The following is a 19,211-nucleotide window of genomic DNA, read 5'->3' as shown; positions in this document are numbered from 1 at the left end:
AATACCCCCGAATGTTTTTAGAAACCTAAGCTTACCACAAAAAGATAATCAGGGAAACAAAAAAGCGCGATTTAATCAACGTTGGAAGCGCAATCAGTTGGCCCTTTAAAATCAATTCGTTGAAATTGATTCCAGCTGAATGTCCGTATTCCAATTTGTTTGTGCGAGGTGCTGTTTAAGCTGACCACCTAATTTCTGGATGCCTAATTGAATTGTCTTTTCGGTTAAATTAGTGTAATTTAGGCGGGCGGCGTTTTTAGTATTGCTAACTGGGAAAAGGTGTTCACTGGGAACGTAAGCAATATTTTCGGTAAGCATCGTTTGTTTTAAAAATTGGGTCATATCCAAGTTACCAACGTTTTGGATAAAGATGAAAAAACCACCTGCGGGATTAACAACGTGAATTTCTTCTGGAAAATAGGTTTTAATTGCGTTCATCATAGCGTCTTTTTTAGTTGCGTAGGCCGTATTCATTGCCTGAATGTGTTGATCTAGATTGTTGTCGGTTAGATAGCGATCAACTGCGCGCATCGTTAAGTTGGACGATTGCACGTCACTAGCTAATTTTAGGTCCGTAATGGGCTTTAATAACTCTTCGTCGGCGATTAGCCAACCGAGGCGCAAACTTGGTGATAAAATTTTCGAACAACTGCCTAACATAATAACGCGGCCTTCAGTATCAAAAGATTTGATTGCGGGCAGAGCTTCACCACTGAAACGTAAATCACGGTAGGGTGTGTCCTCTAGGATTATAACGTCGTATTGATTGGCCAGGCGAACCAATGCCTTGCGTTTTTCTAGTGACATTGTGACGCCAGTTGGATTTTGAAAATCAGGGATTGTGTAAATAAATTTAACTGAATGGGTCATGAGGATTTTTTGTAGTTCGTTAACATCTAAACCGTCGTCTTCCATTGGTGCCTCGTAGTACGTTGGCTCGTAAGCATCAAAGGCGGATAATGCGCCTAAATAAGTTGGTCCTTCAACAACCATCCCATCCCCAGGATTTAACAATAATTTAGCCGTTAAATCGATTCCTTGTTGGGCACCTTGAGTTAAAAGTACATTGGCAGCGGTAGCCTGAACGCCGGCTTGTTCAGCCCGCTTAGCGAATTTTTCACGTAAACTTTCTAAACCTGAAGTTGAGGTGTATTGGAAGAGAGCAGCATCCCCCGTGGCCAAAGTATCAGAAAAGGCGGCCTGTAATTCGGCCTTGGGAAATAGTTGATCGTTGGGGTAACCACCAGCGAATGAAATTAGGTCCGGGTTACTAGCATACGCAAAAAGATCAGTTAAACCATTGTCAGTTGTTTTGATACGGCGCGCAAGTTGTGTCATCATTAATTTCCCCATTTCTTAATAAAAATTGGCTATTACAGTTTAGTTTTGTTATTAACCATGATAAAATGAAATTTATAATAAGTAAAACTCAACCTTTTCATATTTAAGTGAAATTAATTCAACTCGAAACTAAGCATAAAAGTTGTGTTAGCTTAGGCAGTGTTTAAAAATTATTTTTTAATGGTATTTTCTGACTGCTTTAGTGGAAACGTGTTTGAAAGGATAGATTCCTGTGGCTACCATGTTTCAACTTGGCGCTCTTTGTAAATAACTAACTGTAATTGCGAAGTAGTAGTTGAATCGATAATGGATGAAACATCAAGATTATTAGCGATTCGGGCTTCAGGCCATCCTAGTCCGATCGATATCGTCAGTGAAGTTAGTAATAATTTTCAATTACGAAGTAGAATTTAAACGCTTTTCCAAACATCCCCTAGTACAGGAAGGTCAAATGAATCAAACATGTTTAGCACTTCTTTCTAATTAAGCATACATATATATAAAACCCTCAGGAACCCAAAAAGTGACACTAAAAAAGCAATAATTTTTGTGGTTACTCCAAAAGTTGATCAGGGCGGGGATAATCACTGCTTTTTTATTTTACTTTTTTTGCTACATTTATTTTTTGAAATTAGTTAATGGCGGCGAGTACGAACTCGAGTACGAACTCGGGTACGAACTCGAGTACGACCCCGGGTACAACCTCGAGTCATACCTCGAAGGAGTACTCGCCGATTTCGCGGTTATTTTAATTAGCAATATTTTGTGGCGTTTGGTGATCACTTTTTTGTGATCAATTTGGTGGAAACATGTTTGAAAAAAGCAGGTTCCTACGGTTCGGACTTCGGTTCATCCTAGCCCGATCGACATTGTCAGCGAAGTTAGTACTAATCCTCAATTGCGAAGTAGAATCCAAACGCTTTTCCAAATACTTTAGTGGAACGGTATATCATATTTAAACTAAATTAGACGTAGGCAGAGCTAGTTAGCTCGCCAAACCGCCACGCGTTCCGTCCTCGCGCACCGGAATGGAATCCAACCAGCTCTGTCTTGTTTCAGCTAAACTTCTAAATTCTAAAAATTAGTTAAAAACTTTAGCTGTGATGGCTACAACACGCTAGGCAGTGTTTGACTATTATTCAGAAGGTCACCTTTTCAAACGTAACTCGAGTTATCAATGGAGGTCAGTTGATGTCATCATTTTCTTACGAAGTTTTTCACGCTGTTGTTGAACATAAAACGTTTTATCAGGCGGCCGTAGCGCTAAATGTTACGCCTAGTGCGGTTAGTCATTCAATTAATCAATTGGAAACTGAACTGGGTTTTCCACTGTTTATTCGTAATCGAACCGGGGCAGAATTAACAAGCGATGGTGCGCGTATTTTGCCAATTGTTCAGGAAATTCTAAATACTGAGGAACGTTTACGGCAAGAGGCGGCCAATATTCAGGGATTAAATTCCGGATCGTTGCGTATTGGTGCGTTTAGTAGTGTCTGTATCAATTGGTTGCCAACAATAATTCGTAAATTCAAGAAAAAATACCCCAAGATTGATATTGCGATTGTTCAAAGTAATTTTAATGATATTGTCAATCAAATTAAGATTGGGACAATTGATATTGGTTTTTCGGCGTTACCAATTGATGAGCAGCTGTTAGTGACGCCGCTTGTCAGTGAACAGATATTTTGTATTACGCCCAAAGATTTTATACCCAAGCACAAAACTTACGTTACTGAGGCGGATGTGGCCAACCAGAATTTTATTTTGCAACAAATTGATTACGATAAGGATACTAAGCGTGCGCTAGATCGTTACAATGTGCGGCCTAACTCAATTCGTTATAGTATTGATGATCAATCAATTTTGGCGATGGTAGAATCTGGCCTAGGAATGGGTATTTTACCTGAGCTGGCGCTGCAGAAATTATCCGGGGACGTTAATATTTATCCGTTTGATGAAGATTTTCACCGAACAATTGCGTTAGTGACGAATAAAGTACAGGCAACCGCACCATCAACGGCTAAAATCACAACCGCGATTGAAATGTACATCAAAGATCGTTACCAAGATAGTCTGTTGGCCTGACAGAATAATTTAAGCAAAGAAGCGCTTGTCAAAGTTGCGGTAGCGTCTTAAAATAAAAGAGAGATCAAATAAACTTGACCATTAGAAAGTGTGGCAGAATAAATGAGTGAAACAGCGAAATCATGGCTATGGTTTGTTATTGACCTAGTAATCGTCGGTGTAGTCGTTGTGTTATTAGATACTTTTTTGATTGCAAACCATAATGTTGTTGGGCCTTCAATGGAACCCAACTTTATGAATAATGATCGTGTTCTTGTTTGGCGTCACTCGAAGCTAGAGCAGGGGGACGTTGTCATTTTGCACGCACCTGATGGTTCGATGTATATCAAACGAATTATTGGTATGCCAGGCGACACTGTTCGGTCTAAGAATGACACAATGTACGTTAATGGGAAGAAATTATCCGAACCTTATTTAGCAAATTATAAAGAACAACAGGCCGCCAATAATGATGGCTTATTCACGGATAATTTTTCGTTGAACAGCCTGTTTCACAGAAAGACAGTCCCCAAGGGTGAATATTTTGTCATGGGCGATAATCGGCCAATTTCTAAAGATAGTCGCATGATTGGCTTTATTCCACGAGGAAAAATTCAGGGGAAAGTTGTTTGGCGTTACTGGCCACTAAACAAGATGTCAGTGTATTAGTGAAAGTAATGACTAGGCACTTCTAGATTAGTAGCAGGCACTAACAAAAAGGTTTCGATGGGTAGTACACAATCCATTTGTTAATAACAAATTATTAAGCTGATTAGTTTAGGTTAAGCGACCTAGATTGATTGGCTTTTTTGGTCGCGTTTGGAAGATGATTTTACTAATGCCTTTCTGACTAATTTGGTGTAAACGTGTTTGAAAAAGCAGATTCCTGCGGTTAGCTACAACAGACAAATCATCTGTTGCACAGATAATTTGTCCGTCTAGGCTAATCCTCAGAATCTGGTCGCTTTTTCAAACACTCTCTAGATTGATTGGCTTTTTTGTTTACGCAGTTTGAACAATTAGTTGCCGATTAGTGGGTAGTATGCTACGGTGTGGGAAAATGAGGTGAGTTTAATGTTAAAAAAAGATGGGCATAGTCATACGGAATTTTGTCCCCATGGGAGCGGGGATGATGTTGAACTGATGATTCAAAAGGCAATTAAGTTTGGGTTTGAAGAGTATAGTATTACTGAGCACGCACCACTGCCACCAAATTTTCGGCAAGATTACGAAGGTAGTGCGGATGGCATTGATGAAGCGGCCTTAGCGTTGTCTGATTTACCGGCTTATTTTAAAAAATGTCAACAAATGCAGGCCAAGTATCGTGATCAGATTCGGATTAATATTGGCTTTGAGCTTGATTTTCTACCCAGTCAGTTAACCTGGACGCGGGAATTCTGGCGTGAGTATGGTCCTAAAACAACGGATAATGTGTTATCAATTCATTTTTTGAAGGGTAAGAATAATCATTACTGGTGCGTTGATAATACGCCTGCTGAATTTAAAACTGGCTTGTTGGAAAATGCCGTTGATGATGCACAAAGACTTTATGGTCAATACATAGATGCACTAATTACGGCCGTCGGTACTGATTTAGGTGTTAACGCACCACATCGTTTAGGCCACTTAACTTTAATTAAAAAATTTCAGGATTATTTTGCCTTACCAAGTCGATTTGATCAAAATAATATGAGAAAGATCTACCAATTATTCTCATTATTGCGCCAACGCCACTTTGAAATTGATTTGAATACTGCTGGTCTATTCAAACCGTACTGTAATGAAATTTATCCCTACCCAGAATTAGCTCGTTTAGCTGATACAGAGGGAATTCCATTAGTTTATGGCTCTGATGCGCACAGTGTTTCTGCAGTTGGTCGAGCCTATCATGAAGTGGAACAATTTTTGAATTAGGTGTTGACATCCGCTAAAAAATGGTTATGATGAGAATAACATTAAAAATAAATTAACTATTATGAAGTCGTGATTAGAACAAGTAATTAATTAACTGTCTAAAGAGAAGCTTACGGGGCTGAGAAGAGCTGGCAATAATTAATGAACACACATCTATGAACTTATTGATTGAATGAAGTAAATCAATACGCAGCATCTGCGTTATCAAGGTTGCTGACAACTGTTCTCCTTTTTTAGGATGACTAGTGGTCAGTCAACGTGAGGTTTGCATCGTGAGGTGTAGACAAATTGAGGTGGTACCGCGATTATATTCGTCCTCGAGAGCTCTAATGAGTTCTCGGGGACTTTTTTTATCTAAAAATTAAGGGAGTGTTAGTGATGTTAAACCGCAACTTACCAGTTGGTACACGGGATGAATTCGGTGCTACGGCCCAAATAAAAGAACGAATGATTAATCAAATTCAACGCTATTTCCGTGAACGTGGCTACGCTAAAATTACGACGCCGTTATTGGAATACAAGGCAGTTTTTTCCGAATTAGATTTAAAAACTTACCAGCCTTACCAGTTATTAGACGAACAGGGCGAAACGTTGGTTTTACGGCCTGATTTAACTTTACCGGTGGCCCGGGTAATGAGCACAACGGGTATTAAGACGCCGGTTAAGTGGTATTACAGCGGGGACGTTTTTCGAGTAAAGAAAAAGTTATCTGGTAGTTATAATCAAATTGCGCAAGCCGGTATTGAGTTAATCGGCTATAAGTCACTTAAGGCCGAATGGGAATGTCTTGTAGCCGCGGTTGAACTCGCACAAGCCTTACAAATTACTGATTTGAAAGTTGAATTAGGAAATGCAAAATTTGTCCCGTTAGTTTTAGCAGCCTTACCACTAAACGAAATTGAACGGCGCAACTTACAAACGGCGCTCTACGCTAAGGATTTAAGCCGTTATACAACGTTAATTAAACCACTTGCGACAAGTGATTTTTATCCGTTTCTGAAAGTTTGGCCATGGTTATTTGGTGATTTTGCGACAGTTTGGCAGCAATTACAACTGTTGCCTAAAATTAAGGCCGTTACAGCCATTTGCGAAGAATTAAAAGAAACACAAATTTTCTTGCAACAACGTTTTCCCCAGCAACAATTGACGTTGGATTTAAGTATTGCGTCGCCACAGACTTACTATACAGGTATGATTTTTCGTGGTTATTGCCAAAGTGCGGCGGATTATTTATTTAGCGGTGGCCGTTATGATCAGCTATTATCTAGTTTCCAAAAAACACTGCAGCCGGCCGTTGGTTTGGCCTTTTCAATTGATGATTTGGTCGCGCGAACAATTACAGGTAAACCAGTAGAAACGACGCTAATTTATTTTAAAACGAGTGATTGGCGCCAGGCTGAGGCGTTAGTTCGTAAGATTCCTAACAGCAGCCTTTGCCTAGCGGACAATTTAAAGGAAGCGCGGCGCCTGGCCGAAACGGCGGGCAGTCGCTTAGTTGATGTAACGGGAAAGGTGGTGCAAGCATGAGTGCTTTAAAAATTGCCTTAACTAAGGGACGTACGGAGCAACAGGTTATACCATTACTAGAGGCTAGTGGCGTCGATTGCACAGCAATTCGGCATAAGGAACGGCGCTTGATTTTTAACGACTTGCCCGACATTCACTTTATTTTGGTAAAAGGGCCCGATGTTTTGACCTACCTGAATCGCGGCGCCGTTGATATTGGCATTGTCGGTAGTGATATTTTATCTGAACAAAATAATCAACAGTACGATATGTTGGATTTGGGGGTTGGTAAGTGCCAATTTGTCCTGGCCTCAACACCCGAATTTGATCCGAATCAGATTAAGCGCAAGATCATTGCGACTAAGTACCCCAACATTACGCAACGTTATTTCCAAAAAATTGGTGAAGATGTTGAAATTATTAAAATTGAAGGTTCCGTTGAACTGGCCCCATTAGTTGGCCTGGCGGATGCCATTGTGGATATTGTTGAAACGGGAACTACTTTACGTGAAAATAATCTGCAAGTCTACGCGCGCTTACAAAAAGTGTCAACGCAACTAGTTGTTAATCAACTAGCGCTGAAACAACATCAAACCGCAATTGCAACGCTAATTCAGCGCCTAAGCACCGCTAAACAATAGGAGGAAAAAACATATGCAAATTTTAAAACAACCATTAGATGAATTATTAAACCAAGTTGCTAAACGTAATCGTCAACAAGCCAATCGATCAGACGTTGAGGCCAGTGTTGCCGGAATTTTAGCAGATGTTCGGCAAGATGGTGATGCAGCCTTACGAAAATACGAAAAACAATTTGATCAAGTTGATTTAACTGATTTTAAAGTGCCGCAAAGTGTGATTGATGACGCCTATGATAATTGTGATTCTAAATTATTAGCCGCCTTAAAATTAGCGCAACGCAATATTACCGCGTATCACAAAAAAGAAATAACTTACGGATTTGTTGACGCTGAACAAAAAGGGGTTGTTCGTGGTCAAAAGGTGTTGCCTTTAGCCGCAGTCGGGCTATACGTTCCCGGCGGTACAGCCGCCTATCCATCCACGATTCTTATGAGTGCAATTCCAGCTAAATTGGCCGGAGTTAAACAGATTGTGATGGTCACTCCCCCTCAGCCTGAGGGGATTAATCCAGCAGTTTTGGCAGCGGCTAAATTAGCCGGTGTTAGTGCGATTTACCAAGTTGGTGGTGCGCAGGCAATTGGTGCCTTGGCTTACGGCACGCAGAGCATTCCAAAAGTCGATAAGATTATGGGCCCAGGTAATGTTTTTGTTGCAACTGCTAAAAAACAAGTTTTCGGTCAAGTCAGTATTGATATGATTGCTGGACCATCCGAAATTGGAATTATTGCCGATGAAACTGCTAAAGCGCAACAAGTTGCGGCCGATCTATTATCACAGGCCGAACACGATAAGTTGGCCCGACCAATGTTAGTGACAACTAGTGCGACTTTTGCAGAGGCGGTTAGTCAAGCTGTTGATGAACAATTAATAACGTTACCTCGGCGTGAGATTGCAACTGCTTCAGTTAATGACCAAGGTTTTATCGCTGTTGTGGCCAACACTGATGATGCATTTACGCTGATGAATACCGTTGCACCTGAACATTTAGAAGTTCAGCTGGCCAATCCGATGACGTACCTGAATCAGATTAAAAATGCAGGCTCCGTTTTTCTTGGAACAACAGCGTCTGAACCTTTAGGCGATTACGTTGCCGGACCTAACCATATTTTACCAACTAGTGGCACCGCGCGCTTTTTCTCACCCCTAGGCGTTTATGATTTTGTTAAACGAACGCAATTTATTCAATATACACCAGAGGCATTGGCAAAAGAGGCCGATTCAATCACAACCTTGGCCAGAGTTGAGGGCCTGGAGGGACATGCCCGGGCGATTGAAAGTCGCTTTTAAAAGCGATAATTATAAATAGACCTTAAAAATAGAGGAGGAAGACTCATGCGTCAAGCCACAATCGAACGACAAACTAAAGAAACCCAAATCACGGTTTCACTGAATTTAGAAGATGCTAGCAAAATTGAAATTGATACTGGAATTGGCTTCTTTGATCATATGTTAGAGGCGTTTGCTAAACATGGCCGTTTTGGCCTTATTGTTAAGGCAAATGGTGATCTACAAGTTGATCCCCACCACACAACCGAAGATGTGGGAATTGCATTAGGGCAGTGTTTTAAACAGGCCTTAGGTGATAAGGCCGGAATTGAACGCTTTGGAACGGCCTTTGTACCGTTAGATGAAACTTTGGCACGCGTTGTTATTGACCTATCAGGACGTTCTTACTTAGTTTTTAATGCTGACTTCGATAATCCTAAGTTAGGTGGTTATGATACTGAAGTTACTGAGGATTTCTTCCAGGCCTTTGCTTTTAACGCTGAATTAAATTGTCATGCCGCAATTTTATACGGTCGCAATACGCACCATAAAGTTGAAACCCTATTTAAGGCGTTAGGTCGGGCAATGCGCGCGGCCGTCACTTTAAATCCGGAAGTGAAAGGTGTGCCATCCACTAAAGGAGTGATTTAAATGATTGTGATTGTGGATTATGACACTGGTAACACTCGTAATTTGAAAAAGGCGCTAGATTATTTAAACGTTCCTAATCAATTGTCTGCTGATCCAGCAACAATCTTGGCGGCAGATGGCATTATTTTACCAGGTGTGGGTGCCTTTCAAAAAGCGATGCTGGCCTTGCAGGAACGGCAGTTGATTTCTGTACTTCAAACGGCCGCGGCCAAGGGACAACCAATGTTGGGAATTTGTTTGGGCATGCAGCTTTTATTTGAAACCGGCTACGAATTTGGTGAGGCAAAGGGGCTTGGCATCTTACCAGGTGAAATTGTGCCGCTACCAAAAAAGAAGGGTTACAAAGTACCCCATATGGGCTGGAACACTAATTTGGCTACACAAAGTAATCGTTTCGGTAAAATCTTTGACCAGCAGGCCACCTATTTTGTTCATTCATACTACGCTCAAACTTCTGCGCGTAATATCGTGGCCCAGGCCGATTATAGTGTTGAGATTCCGAGCATCGTTCAGCAAAATAATGTGATCGGGATGCAATTTCACCCTGAAAAAAGTGGTGCAATCGGTCTTAAAGGACTGAACGCCTTTAAGGAGATGGCTTTAGATGAACGTCTTTCCCGCAATTGATTTACAAGCAGGTCACAGTGTCCGTCTTTATCAAGGCCAATTTGACCAGCAAACGTTAATTAACGCCAATCCAGTTGCGCAGGCCAAACAGATTGAAGCGGCCAATTTAACTAACCTACATTTAGTCGACCTCGATGGTGCTAAGGATGGTTTGCCAGTTAATCAAGCTGTCATTCAAAAGATTCGCAAGCAAACGAGGCTCTTTATCGAAGTTGGCGGTGGAATTCGTAATTTGCAGCAAATTGAACGTTACTTAGATTTGGGGATTGATCGCGTTATTATTGGTTCCGCGGCCTTAAATAATCCAGAGTTAGTTGCCCAGGCAGTTAGAAAATTTGGCGCTGCTAAAATTGTTGTTGGCCTAGATGGCAAAAATGGTCAAGTTGCGACGGATGGCTGGTTGAAGCAAAGTAAGACTAGCATCAGTGCAGCATTAGCGGCAATGTTGGCGGTTGGGGTACAAACTTTTATTGTTACGGATATTCAGCGCGATGGCACCATGAGTGGGCCTAACGTTGGTTTGCTTGCCCAATTACAGCAACAGTATCCTGCGGCCGTCATTGTTGCCTCAGGAGGAATTCGTGATTTGGCCGATTTGAAACAGTTGGCAAAAAATAAAGTTCAATCCGGTATTATTGGTAAGGCGTTGTATGAAGGCACGGTGACATTGGCCGAACTTGCGGAGGTGGAGTGATGTTAACTAAACGAATTGTTCCCTGCCTCGATGTTGATAATGGTCGGGTAAAAAAAGGCGTCAATTTTGTTCATTTAACAGATGTAGGTGATCCCGCTGATATCGCTGCGGCATACGAAAAACAAGGGGCGGATGAGCTTGTTTTTCTGGATATTACGGCAACTAATGAAGACCGTGGTGCTATGGTGACGACGATTGAAAAGGTCGCTAGTCAGGTTTTTATGCCACTAACTGTTGGCGGCGGTATTCATAGTGTGGCCGATATGCAGGCTTTACTAAAGGCTGGTGCGGATAAAGTATCACTAAATACCGCGGCCGTTACCAATCCCGAATTAATAACGGCCGGCGCAGAAAAATTTGGCAGCCAGTGTATCGTCGTTGCGATTGATGTCCGTTTTGATGAAAAGGCGCAGCGTTATCGTGTATACACAAATGGTGGTCAGAAAGTAACTGATTTAGATGCGATTGAGTGGGCCAAGGAAGTTGTTAACCGTGGTGCCGGGGAACTTTTAGTAACCAGCATGGATCAGGATGGGACAAAAGCCGGCTATGATCTTGCGTTATATCAGGCATTAACTAAAGCCGTGGCGGTGCCAATTATTGCTTCTGGTGGTTGCGGAAAATTGAGTGATTTTAGTGATTTATTTCAGCAAACTAAAGTAGACGCTGCACTAGCGGCCTCAGTTTTTCATTATGGTGAACTGACAATTCCGGAGGTTAAACAGGATTTGCGGCAGAAGGGAGTTAATGTCCGATGATTCAACCGGATTTTAGTAAAAATAGTGCTGGTCTGATTACGGCAGTAGTCATTGACGCTGCAAGCAAAGATGTTTTAATGGTGGCTTATATGAACGAAACAAGCTTCCAGAAGACATTGGCCAGTGGTGAAACGTGGTTTTGGTCCCGCAGCCGCAAGCAACTCTGGCACAAAGGTGAAACCAGTGGTAATACGCAGCAGATAGTTAACGTTAAAATTGATTGTGATGCCGATACGTTATTAATTAGTGTTAATCCGGCCGGGCCTGCTTGTCATACAGGCCACCGAAGCTGTTTTTACCGTGAATTAACTGATTAATTAAAAAGAGGAGAGATTATGATGGAACAAGATATTGCTGAACTTTATAAATTAATTTTGGAACGTAAAAATAATCCTAAAGAAGGTTCATACACCGATTACCTATTTACAAAAGGGTTAGATAAAATCTTGAAAAAAGTTGGTGAGGAATCAACTGAAGTAATTGTTGCTGCTAAAAATCCAAGTGATTCTGAATTCATTTATGAAGTTAGCGACCTACTTTACCATGTGTTAGTTTTAATGGCCGATCGTGGCATTAGCCTTGATCAAATAAAGCAAGAACTGGCAAAACGGGAAGGCTTGATGAGTAAAACCAAGGATCGCCGGGAAATTAACGACCTCTAAATTAAAAGCTAAGCGCCGTTTCAAGCGCGCTTGATCACTAGAAAGGGCTGACATAATGTTAAAAAAGGCAGTGAAAAAATTACAACCGTATATTCCTGAAGAGCCACTTTCTGTTTTGGAAAAGAAGGTTGGGGTTGCAAATATTGTACGTCTGTCCGCCAACGAAAATCCATTTGGTACTTCACCTAAAGTAAAAGAAGCAGTCGTTAACTGGCAATTTAATGATGCACGGTATTATCCGGATGGTGATGCGCGGGATTTGCGGCAGGCAGTTGCTGACTATTTGCAGGTACAGCCGGAGCAACTATTGTTTGGTTGTGGTTTAGACGAAATTATTGAATTAATTTCCCGCAGCTTTTTAGAAGTTAACGATGAAGTCTTAGAACCATGGCCAACTTTTTCGGAATATAAATTACATGCTGAAATCGAAGGTGCTACGGTGGTTGATGTGCCAATATTGACTAACGGCAAATTTGATCTTGAGGCGTTAGCCAAAGGAATTACGGCCAAAACAAAGTTAATCTGGCTTTGTAATCCCAACAATCCAACTGGAACCTATTTGTCGGTGGCTGCATTACGTCAGTTCTTGCAACAGGTACCGTCTAATGTGTTGGTTTTGATTGATGAAGCGTACATTGATTTCGTGACCTCAACTAAACAACCATCGGCGCTACCTTTATTAAAAGAGTTTTCCAACTTATTATTACTTAGAACTTTTTCTAAAGTCTATGGATTGGCCAATTTTCGTGTCGGTTACGCGGTTGTACCGCAAACTTTGATTGCTAGCATGCAAGCCGTTCGTTTACCCTATAATTTGAATTCCTTAAGTCAGTTAGCGGCACAGGCTGCCTTGGCAGATCAGGCTTTTATTCAACAAACGGTTGTACGAGTTGAACAGGCCCGTCAAGCTTGGACTGAATTTTTAATGCAACAAGGATTGAGATTTTATCCAAGTCAAACCAATTTTATTTTCTTTGCGGCGCCTAATGCACTAAAATTAAAGGACTATTTACTGCACCATGGCTTTTTAGTTCGGGGAGGACTTCGACCTGATTGGCTACGGGTAACCTTTGGTACGGTGGCACAAAATAAACAATTACAGCATCTAATTAGTGCTTTTTATGCCGGTTAGATGGGAAATTTATTACGTTTTATTACGCATGGTACAACTAAAGTGGCCCGTAGTTATTAGATTTACGTCTAACAATTACGGGCCACTTTAGTTGTACCATCTTTTTAGCCGGCGTTTTTAATTATCATTTACTGAGCAAGTATTCTGTGAATTAATGGCCGGGCGCTTCTTTTCTTGATGTGCCATCTTGATCAGGTAGCCGGTTAACAAAATGGCAAGAATCACCATGATAATCCCAAATAATGGTGTAAAGGCGATTCCGAGGTGAGCCGTAACTTGGCTGCCGGTAAAGGAACCAATTGTAATACCCACGTTGAAAGCTGAGATATTAAGTGCTGAAGCTAGCGTTGTATCTTTTGGGGTATACTTTTCCGCGAGTTGAACAATGTAAAGTTGTAAACCAGGGACGTTCATAAAGGCAAAAAGGCCCATTAAAAGAATGGCAAATAATCCAAGGTACTGATTATGCAACGTTAGAAACAGGAGAAATAGACTTAGTGCTAAACCGATAAACATATTTAGTAATGCATTTAATGGATTTAGATTGGCAAAACGACCACCAAGCGTATTACCAATGGCCACCATCAAACCGTAAACAATTAAAATAACGACAACAGCATTAGCGGAAAAATGAAGCAGATTTTCTAAAATTGGCGTCAAATAAGTGTAGGCGGTAAAAGTGCCACCGTAACCTAACGCCGTAATTAATAGTGCAATGACAAGCGGTGGATTTTTAAAAATACGAACGAATCCTTTAAGATCAGTTTTTCCGGGAATCGGAAGTTTGTCTGGTACTAAAAAATAATTCGCAATTAAACCGATTAGGCCAATGAACGCGATAAAAATAAATGACCAGTGCCACGAAAAGTGTTGGCCAATAAAAGTGCCAAGGGGAACGCCAGTAACTGTCGCTACAGTTAGGCCGGTAAACATGACTGAAATGGCACTTGCTCGTTTAGCAGGTTGAACAACATCGGCGGCAATAATTGATGCGACTGACATGAAAATACCGTGAGCAAGGGCGGCGATAATTCGGCCCAGCAACAGTACGCTATAAAAAGGTGCAAAGGCGGCCAAAAGATTACCGATAATAAAAGTAACCATAATCGCTAACATGAGTGTTTTACGTTGCCAACTTCCAGTAAGAATTGTCAAAACGGGGGCGCCAACAGTAATACCAAGTGCATACATCGAAACGGTTAGGCCAGCCTGACTAAGCGTGATACCAAAGCTTTTGACTAGCAAGGGCATTAGGCCAACGCTAATAAATTCGGTTGAACCAATTGCGAAGGCGCTGATTGCGAGAGCCAATAGCGTAAGTGCAGGTGAAATTGTTTGTTTTTGCATTATTTTTACTCCTTTAGTTGTTATTTACTGCAGTAATTAGTATTATACGTGTACAGATCAGTTAAACAATTACGTACTTTAAAGTGTTGTAGGTACTAAAAAGAAATAATTGGTTATATCAGTAATAGGGGAGTTAAATCTAATGAAATGTCAAACCTACAATATTGGTGTCGAAGCAACAATGGAAATAATTGGTGGTAAGTGGAAACCGATTATACTTTGCCATCTAAGACACCAAGTAATGCGAACGGGTGAATTACGGCGAGTTATTCCGAATATTACCCAAAAAATGCTAACGCAACAATTACGTGAATTAGAGGCCGATAACATCATTAACCGTCACGTTTATAATCAAGTACCGCCCAAGGTTGAGTACTCACTAACTGATTACGGGAAAAGTTTGAGCCACGTTTTAAATCAAATGTGTACTTGGGGTGAAACGCACATTGATTTGTTAAAGGCGGCGGGGGAAGACGTTAAACTATTGAATCGTGATGATGTAGCGCAATAATGTTCGGAAATAGAAAAAGACCAGGACATTTGTCCTGGTCTTTTTCTATTTCTATGCGTATTGGCGCTTATTTAATTTGTGCTTTGAAATTATTTAATGAATATTCTTTAATTGATTCAACGTAAACGTAGCTAAAAAAATAAATTTATGCACCTTTTGCGACACGCTTTAATTAAATGCCAGCTTCTTCAATCGTAGTTGTGTTACCAGCAGCGCGTTTTGCTAGAAAAGTTGTTGGTTTTAGGCTGTCAGTTGCAACAACAAACGTAAAATCAACGTTGGTAGCCACGCCCCACTCGCCATTTTTATCCATTGCCACGACGGAAACAGCGCCAATATGGCCACTCCGGTGGTATAGATCATCAATAAACGGATAAACAGCCTTATCGCAAGCTGCTTGCGGGGTTAATCCATCAGCAATCAGTTGAGTAATCTTGAAGGGTAACATGCCTTTCATAAGATCCTCGCCTAATCCCGTTGTGGTAACACCAGCAATATGATTATCACAGTAAAAGCCTGCACCAGGTAACGGTGCGTCACCAAGACGACCTTTTGCCTTCATGAAAATACCTGAAGTTGAAGAGCCTGTATGCAAACGACCGCGGTAATCAAGACTGACAACGCCGACTGAATCATGCGTGTTAATAACGTCATGGCGTGTTGCGTTTTTACGGACTTGTTTACCCCAGTAAGTTTGGGTTTCCGGCGTTAACATTGTTTTTACGGCAAAACCATGTCGTTGGGCGTAATTATTAGCGCCACCGCCAGACAAAAAATTATTTAACTGTTCGTGTGATAGGCTACGCGCGACGGCAATTGGGTGCGCAATATCTGTCATACTAGCAACTGAACCGATGCTTAAAGTATCACCATTCATGAAAGAAGCGTCAAGCTCGACAGTTCCCTCAGCATTTGGTAAACCACCATAGCCAACGGTATTGAATTGTGGATTATCCTCCACGTCTTCAATCGCGCTTTGAACGGCATCACCGCTGGGTCGTCCGTTAGCAAGCAATTCTGCTGCTTTAGTGACACCAGCCAAACTCATTTTCCATGTTGAAATTATACCCCAGGTCATCGCGATCGACTCCTCTTATTAGACTTACGTCTAGTATAAACAAATTTTAGCAAAATAGTAAAAAAATAGACGCTAAAGCAAAAAAAATGAACTAAAGTGTAGCTTTGTAGTTGGTTATAATCAATAAAATTTTATTGATTATAACTCAGTGACAAAACTAACACACTTAGCCCATCCTTTAGTGACAAAATAAACCGCAGTTGTTCTAAAATAATAAATTTAAATGGCGAGTTATGCGGCTGTAATGAGGTTTGGCAAGCGTTCTTGCCGTTCACCTGATCGTAAAGCTAAAATATAGCCGTTTTTCACCTTTAGAGTGTAGCGCACACCTAAGGCTAACGAGATTTGCTTACCACGATAGTCATAGATGAGGAGGCTTTTAAAGATTTCACCTGTCATCAAATCCCCTCTGTATGTGTAAATAGTTATTCGACACCCTTATAATAGTAGGATTTCATAAAAAACGATAGCGCCAAATATGCAAGTTAGTAATTGAACGGCCTAAAATCGTTGAGATCACTGGTGTAACGGGACTAGATTAAGTTTTTATTACGTGAAAAAGACATTTGTATTATTAGAATCTTGTACAAAAAACAACGCAAAGTAAGGTTGGCTTAAAAACGTTGATTCTTATGGCTATATAAATGTCCTAGGCTTAGATTACTCTAAACAAGGTTGTTTTTTAATTTAATTGGGTCAGTACAATTAATAATGATTATCAATTAGTTTATTAATAATAACAATGTGGAAATGGATTGCTAAAATAGCTTTACATTCATAAAAAAATAAATTATAATTTAACCGATAACAGATGATAATTATTATAAATAAGCAGCTAATGAGTTAGAGGTGTAATTATGGAACAGACGAAGAAACGATCCTTAGCAGAAAAAATTAATGTTATGCGTGCAAGTGTTATGGGGGCCAATGACGGGATTGTTTCTGTCGCTGGAATTGTTCTTGGTGTTGCTGGAGCAACTAATAATAGTTACGCAATCTTCCTGGCCGGAATTGCCGGAATGTTGGCCGGTACAATTTCAATGGCAATGGGTGAGTGGGTTTCTGTAAACACACAACGTGATTCTGAAAAGCGAGCAATCGAGCGTGAATCCGCTGCCTTAGATAATGACTACGCCGGTGAAGTGACTTATATTAAAAACAAGTATATGGCTACAGGTATTTCTGAAAATTTAGCACAAAAGGCAACCGATGAAATGATGAAAGGCGATCGTCTTTATACAGCAGTTCGCGAGCGTTATGGCTTTAATCCTAAAGAAAAAACTAGTGCGTTTGCAGCGGCAATTGCATCAATGATCGCCTTCCCAACGGGCTCAATTTTGCCGTTAGTTTCTATAACGTTGTTCCCAGCAGAAATTAGAATTATCGCAACTGTTATTGCGGTAGTTGTTGCGTTGGCCGTTACTGGTTATACGGCCGCAGCACTAGGTAATGCAAATCGATTCCAGGCTGTCGTTCGAAATGCCATTTCTGGACTTTTGACAATGCTCATCACGTATTTAATCGGTCATCTTTTTGCCCGTTAGTCATTTGGGTTAGTCAGTAATGTATATCAAGGGAGATTAAAACAATGATGAAAACTTTAAATCAACCAACTAAAATAAAAAAACAAAAGATGACGATGAGCGAACGATCAAATACATTACGCGCTGGTGTTTTAGGCTCTAATGACGGGATCCTGACGGTTGTTGGTGTCCTTTTTAGTGTGGCTGCAGCAACGACTAATCAGTTCACCATCTTTATTGCTGGTTTATCTGATCTTTTAGCTTGCGCATTTTCAATGGCCTCTGGTGAATATGCGTCAGTTAGTTCGCAACGAGACACCGAAAAGGCAGTTGTTGCACAAGAAAAAGAATTGATTCAAACTAACTATGCTGATGAACTAGAGACCGTTGCGGCGTACTATCAGGATCGTGGCGTAACCCACGAAACGGCCCTTGATATTGCCCGTGAATTAATGCAAAAAGATGCTTTGGGAACCGTCATCCAAATTAAGTATAATTTAAAACTTGGTCACTATATGAGCCCTTGGAGTGCCGCCTTTTCGTCATTAGTAGCTGCGGCCTCTGGTGGAATCTTTCCTTTATTTGCGATGACCTTTTTACCGTTAAGTTTAAAATGGCCAGGTACTATTACGGCGGTGTTATTATCGGTTGCGTTAACAGGTTATTTAAGTGCTAAGTTTGGTGATGGTTCCGCTAAAACGGCGATTATACGCAATATAATCGTGGGTATTATTACGATGTTTATTCATTATTACGTTGGTCAGTTATTGTAATTTAAGTGGGTTTAATTTTGGTAAGAGAATGGAACCTAGCTAAATCTGTTCACGTGTAATTCAGTGGCCAAGCGGCATTATTTTTAATAGCAATATAATTCAATTTAAATATGAGCGCTACATTTCACTAGCGTAATGCCCGAAAACAGTAAGAAGAGGCCAGAACTTTTGGCGCAACTTCCTACTACTTTTACGCGAAGAAGCCCCGAAGATTTTTGTTTAGAAAATCTTCGGGGCTTCTTTTTAATTACGGTTGATTCGTAATTTCTTCTGACAAGTTGGACATAAGCCATAAACTTCCATGTGATTTCCAGAAATCATATAACCAGTTAATTCGGCCGTTTTGCTTTCCAATTTGCGCTCATCTTTGTTAAAACCATCGTAGGTTACATCGGTAATACGCCCGCAATTAGTACAAATTGCGTGGTAGTGAGGATCACCAAAATAATCATAGTGTGTACTGCCATCTCCGTTTTGAAGTTCCACAACAAGTCCAAGATCAACGAAGGTGTTTAAAGTATTATAAACGGTGGCAGCACCAAGATTTGGCAATTTTTTATTCAATGCAGTACGGATTGTTTCAACTGATGGGTGATTATGATGGCTGGCGAGGTATGCAAGGATAATATGACGTTGCGGCGTTACCCGTAGTCGGTGTTCCTTCAGTACCTGCAGTGTTTGGTCCATAACATCATTAGCCACAAGCTGTCATCCTTCCTATT

General features: G+C 40.8%; 21 protein-coding genes and 1 other annotated feature. Of the genes, 16 read left to right on the top strand and 5 right to left on the bottom strand.

The genetic code is table 11. The features are described from left to right. Positions 1 to 111: 111 nt before the first annotated feature. Complete coding sequence (locus EKM98_RS00195) at positions 112 to 1,338, bottom strand: aminotransferase-like domain-containing protein (RefSeq protein ID WP_125979825.1); 1,227 nt, start codon at positions 1,336 to 1,338, stop codon at positions 112 to 114. A 1,194-nt stretch (positions 1,339 to 2,532) separates the two neighbouring features. Between EKM98_RS00195 and EKM98_RS00190 the strand changes: the two genes are divergently transcribed. The 13 genes from EKM98_RS00190 (at position 2,533) to hisC (ending at position 13,257) form a co-directional block, all read left to right on the top strand. After that, positions 2,533 to 3,426, top strand: coding sequence for a LysR family transcriptional regulator (locus tag EKM98_RS00190; protein WP_100070532.1), 894 nt, complete (start codon positions 2,533 to 2,535; stop codon positions 3,424 to 3,426). A gap of 102 nt (positions 3,427 to 3,528) precedes the next feature. Continuing rightward, on the top strand, positions 3,529 to 4,074 hold the full coding sequence (gene lepB / locus EKM98_RS00185) for a signal peptidase I (protein ID WP_125979629.1): 546 nt from the start codon (positions 3,529 to 3,531) through the stop codon (positions 4,072 to 4,074). Between the two features lie 405 nt (positions 4,075 to 4,479). Continuing rightward, positions 4,480 to 5,319 carry a histidinol-phosphatase HisJ gene (hisJ, locus tag EKM98_RS00180; RefSeq protein WP_125979628.1) on the top strand — a complete coding sequence of 280 codons (840 nt, stop codon included), beginning with the start codon at positions 4,480 to 4,482 and terminating at the stop codon, positions 5,317 to 5,319. Positions 5,320 to 5,379: 60 nt separating this feature from the next. Continuing rightward, positions 5,380 to 5,641: a binding site (T-box leader), on the top strand. A 56-nt stretch (positions 5,642 to 5,697) separates the two neighbouring features. Then, a complete protein-coding gene (locus tag EKM98_RS00175) occupies positions 5,698 to 6,846 on the top strand; it encodes an ATP phosphoribosyltransferase regulatory subunit (protein WP_125979626.1) in 1,149 nt (382 codons plus the stop codon). Next, entirely contained in the window at positions 6,843 to 7,466 is a 624-nt protein-coding gene (hisG, locus tag EKM98_RS00170) for an ATP phosphoribosyltransferase (RefSeq protein ID WP_068226090.1), read from the top strand. The genes EKM98_RS00175 and hisG overlap by 4 nt, the downstream gene beginning before the upstream one ends. 13 nt (positions 7,467 to 7,479) lie before the next feature. Next, positions 7,480 to 8,754, top strand: a complete 1,275-nt coding sequence (gene hisD / locus EKM98_RS00165) for a histidinol dehydrogenase (protein ID WP_125979624.1) — start codon at positions 7,480 to 7,482, stop codon at positions 8,752 to 8,754. A 45-nt stretch (positions 8,755 to 8,799) separates the two neighbouring features. Then, on the top strand, positions 8,800 to 9,384 hold the full coding sequence (gene hisB / locus EKM98_RS00160) for an imidazoleglycerol-phosphate dehydratase HisB (protein ID WP_125979623.1): 585 nt from the start codon (positions 8,800 to 8,802) through the stop codon (positions 9,382 to 9,384). Further along, positions 9,385 to 10,011 carry an imidazole glycerol phosphate synthase subunit HisH gene (gene hisH, locus EKM98_RS00155; protein ID WP_125979621.1) on the top strand — a complete coding sequence of 209 codons (627 nt, stop codon included), beginning with the start codon at positions 9,385 to 9,387 and terminating at the stop codon, positions 10,009 to 10,011. After that, complete coding sequence (gene hisA, locus EKM98_RS00150) at positions 9,989 to 10,705, top strand: 1-(5-phosphoribosyl)-5-[(5-phosphoribosylamino)methylideneamino]imidazole-4-carboxamide isomerase (protein WP_125979619.1); 717 nt, start codon at positions 9,989 to 9,991, stop codon at positions 10,703 to 10,705. Before hisH ends, hisA begins: the two co-directional genes overlap by 23 nt. Then, positions 10,705 to 11,463 carry an imidazole glycerol phosphate synthase subunit HisF gene (hisF, locus tag EKM98_RS00145; RefSeq protein WP_125979618.1) on the top strand — a complete coding sequence of 253 codons (759 nt, stop codon included), beginning with the start codon at positions 10,705 to 10,707 and terminating at the stop codon, positions 11,461 to 11,463. Before hisA ends, hisF begins: the two co-directional genes overlap by 1 nt. Further along, positions 11,460 to 11,780 carry a phosphoribosyl-AMP cyclohydrolase gene (hisI, locus tag EKM98_RS00140; protein ID WP_164512636.1) on the top strand — a complete coding sequence of 107 codons (321 nt, stop codon included), beginning with the start codon at positions 11,460 to 11,462 and terminating at the stop codon, positions 11,778 to 11,780. Before hisF ends, hisI begins: the two co-directional genes overlap by 4 nt. 18 nt (positions 11,781 to 11,798) lie before the next feature. Further along, the gene (hisE, locus tag EKM98_RS00135; RefSeq protein ID WP_164512635.1) at positions 11,799 to 12,125 is read left to right on the top strand and encodes a phosphoribosyl-ATP diphosphatase; all 327 of its coding nucleotides are present in this window, start codon (positions 11,799 to 11,801) and stop codon (positions 12,123 to 12,125) included. A gap of 55 nt (positions 12,126 to 12,180) precedes the next feature. Then, on the top strand, positions 12,181 to 13,257 hold the full coding sequence (hisC, locus tag EKM98_RS00130; protein ID WP_125979616.1) for a histidinol-phosphate transaminase: 1,077 nt from the start codon (positions 12,181 to 12,183) through the stop codon (positions 13,255 to 13,257). 117 nt (positions 13,258 to 13,374) lie between these two features. Here hisC and EKM98_RS00125 read toward each other — a convergent pair whose 3' ends face one another. Further along, the gene (locus EKM98_RS00125) at positions 13,375 to 14,604 is read right to left on the bottom strand and encodes an MFS transporter (protein WP_125979614.1); all 1,230 of its coding nucleotides are present in this window, start codon (positions 14,602 to 14,604) and stop codon (positions 13,375 to 13,377) included. A gap of 142 nt (positions 14,605 to 14,746) precedes the next feature. Here EKM98_RS00125 and EKM98_RS00120 point away from each other — a divergent pair, with 142 nt between their 5' ends. Continuing rightward, positions 14,747 to 15,115 carry a winged helix-turn-helix transcriptional regulator gene (locus EKM98_RS00120; RefSeq protein WP_125979613.1) on the top strand — a complete coding sequence of 123 codons (369 nt, stop codon included), beginning with the start codon at positions 14,747 to 14,749 and terminating at the stop codon, positions 15,113 to 15,115. A 172-nt stretch (positions 15,116 to 15,287) separates the two neighbouring features. Here the strand turns inward: EKM98_RS00120 and EKM98_RS00115 are convergent, their stop codons facing one another. Beyond that, positions 15,288 to 16,193 (bottom strand): isoaspartyl peptidase/L-asparaginase, encoded by a 906-nt coding sequence (locus EKM98_RS00115; RefSeq protein WP_125979611.1) that lies wholly within the window; start codon positions 16,191 to 16,193, stop codon positions 15,288 to 15,290. 231 nt (positions 16,194 to 16,424) lie between these two features. Next, complete coding sequence (locus EKM98_RS12015; RefSeq protein WP_164512634.1) at positions 16,425 to 16,592, bottom strand: hypothetical protein; 168 nt, start codon at positions 16,590 to 16,592, stop codon at positions 16,425 to 16,427. Positions 16,593 to 17,050: 458 nt separating this feature from the next. Here EKM98_RS12015 and EKM98_RS00110 point away from each other — a divergent pair, with 458 nt between their 5' ends. Beyond that, positions 17,051 to 17,737 (top strand): VIT1/CCC1 transporter family protein, encoded by a 687-nt coding sequence (locus EKM98_RS00110; RefSeq protein ID WP_125979609.1) that lies wholly within the window; start codon positions 17,051 to 17,053, stop codon positions 17,735 to 17,737. Between the two features lie 47 nt (positions 17,738 to 17,784). Beyond that, positions 17,785 to 18,489, top strand: coding sequence for a VIT1/CCC1 transporter family protein (locus tag EKM98_RS00105; protein WP_404802930.1), 705 nt, complete (start codon positions 17,785 to 17,787; stop codon positions 18,487 to 18,489). 243 nt (positions 18,490 to 18,732) lie between these two features. Here the strand turns inward: EKM98_RS00105 and EKM98_RS00100 are convergent, their stop codons facing one another. Then, the gene (locus tag EKM98_RS00100; RefSeq protein WP_100070517.1) at positions 18,733 to 19,191 is read right to left on the bottom strand and encodes a Fur family transcriptional regulator; all 459 of its coding nucleotides are present in this window, start codon (positions 19,189 to 19,191) and stop codon (positions 18,733 to 18,735) included. Between the last annotated feature and the right edge of the window lie 20 nt (positions 19,192 to 19,211).

The sequence above is a fragment of the Loigolactobacillus iwatensis genome (assembly GCF_003950295.1).
In the GTDB taxonomy this organism is placed as follows: domain Bacteria; phylum Bacillota; class Bacilli; order Lactobacillales; family Lactobacillaceae; genus Loigolactobacillus; species Loigolactobacillus iwatensis.
This window is presented reverse-complemented; position numbering and strand designations above follow the sequence as displayed.

Bases quoted from the DNA above. Each gene is read 5' to 3' on its own strand.
- EKM98_RS00115 (WP_125979611.1), bottom strand. From the start codon at position 16,193: ATGACCTGGGGTATAATTTCAACATGGAAAATGAGTTTGGCTGGTGTC.
- hisD (WP_125979624.1), top strand. From the start codon at position 7,480: ATGCAAATTTTAAAACAACCATTAGATGAATTATTAAACCAAGTTGCT.
- EKM98_RS00125 (WP_125979614.1), bottom strand. From the start codon at position 14,604: ATGCAAAAACAAACAATTTCACCTGCACTTACGCTATTGGCTCTCGCA.
- hisB (WP_125979623.1), top strand. From the start codon at position 8,800: ATGCGTCAAGCCACAATCGAACGACAAACTAAAGAAACCCAAATCACG.
- hisC (WP_125979616.1), top strand. From the start codon at position 12,181: ATGTTAAAAAAGGCAGTGAAAAAATTACAACCGTATATTCCTGAAGAG.
- hisG (WP_068226090.1), top strand. From the start codon at position 6,843: ATGAGTGCTTTAAAAATTGCCTTAACTAAGGGACGTACGGAGCAACAG.
- hisA (WP_125979619.1), top strand. From the start codon at position 9,989: ATGAACGTCTTTCCCGCAATTGATTTACAAGCAGGTCACAGTGTCCGT.
- EKM98_RS00120 (WP_125979613.1), top strand. From the start codon at position 14,747: ATGAAATGTCAAACCTACAATATTGGTGTCGAAGCAACAATGGAAATA.
- EKM98_RS00190 (WP_100070532.1), top strand. From the start codon at position 2,533: ATGTCATCATTTTCTTACGAAGTTTTTCACGCTGTTGTTGAACATAAA.
- EKM98_RS12015 (WP_164512634.1), bottom strand. From the start codon at position 16,592: ATGACAGGTGAAATCTTTAAAAGCCTCCTCATCTATGACTATCGTGGT.
- EKM98_RS00175 (WP_125979626.1), top strand. From the start codon at position 5,698: ATGTTAAACCGCAACTTACCAGTTGGTACACGGGATGAATTCGGTGCT.
- hisJ (WP_125979628.1), top strand. From the start codon at position 4,480: ATGTTAAAAAAAGATGGGCATAGTCATACGGAATTTTGTCCCCATGGG.
- hisE (WP_164512635.1), top strand. From the start codon at position 11,799: ATGATGGAACAAGATATTGCTGAACTTTATAAATTAATTTTGGAACGT.
- hisI (WP_164512636.1), top strand. From the start codon at position 11,460: ATGATTCAACCGGATTTTAGTAAAAATAGTGCTGGTCTGATTACGGCA.
- EKM98_RS00110 (WP_125979609.1), top strand. From the start codon at position 17,051: ATGGAACAGACGAAGAAACGATCCTTAGCAGAAAAAATTAATGTTATG.
- EKM98_RS00195 (WP_125979825.1), bottom strand. From the start codon at position 1,338: ATGACACAACTTGCGCGCCGTATCAAAACAACTGACAATGGTTTAACT.
- hisH (WP_125979621.1), top strand. From the start codon at position 9,385: ATGATTGTGATTGTGGATTATGACACTGGTAACACTCGTAATTTGAAA.
- lepB (WP_125979629.1), top strand. From the start codon at position 3,529: ATGAGTGAAACAGCGAAATCATGGCTATGGTTTGTTATTGACCTAGTA.
- hisF (WP_125979618.1), top strand. From the start codon at position 10,705: ATGTTAACTAAACGAATTGTTCCCTGCCTCGATGTTGATAATGGTCGG.
- EKM98_RS00105 (WP_404802930.1), top strand. From the start codon at position 17,785: ATGAAAACTTTAAATCAACCAACTAAAATAAAAAAACAAAAGATGACG.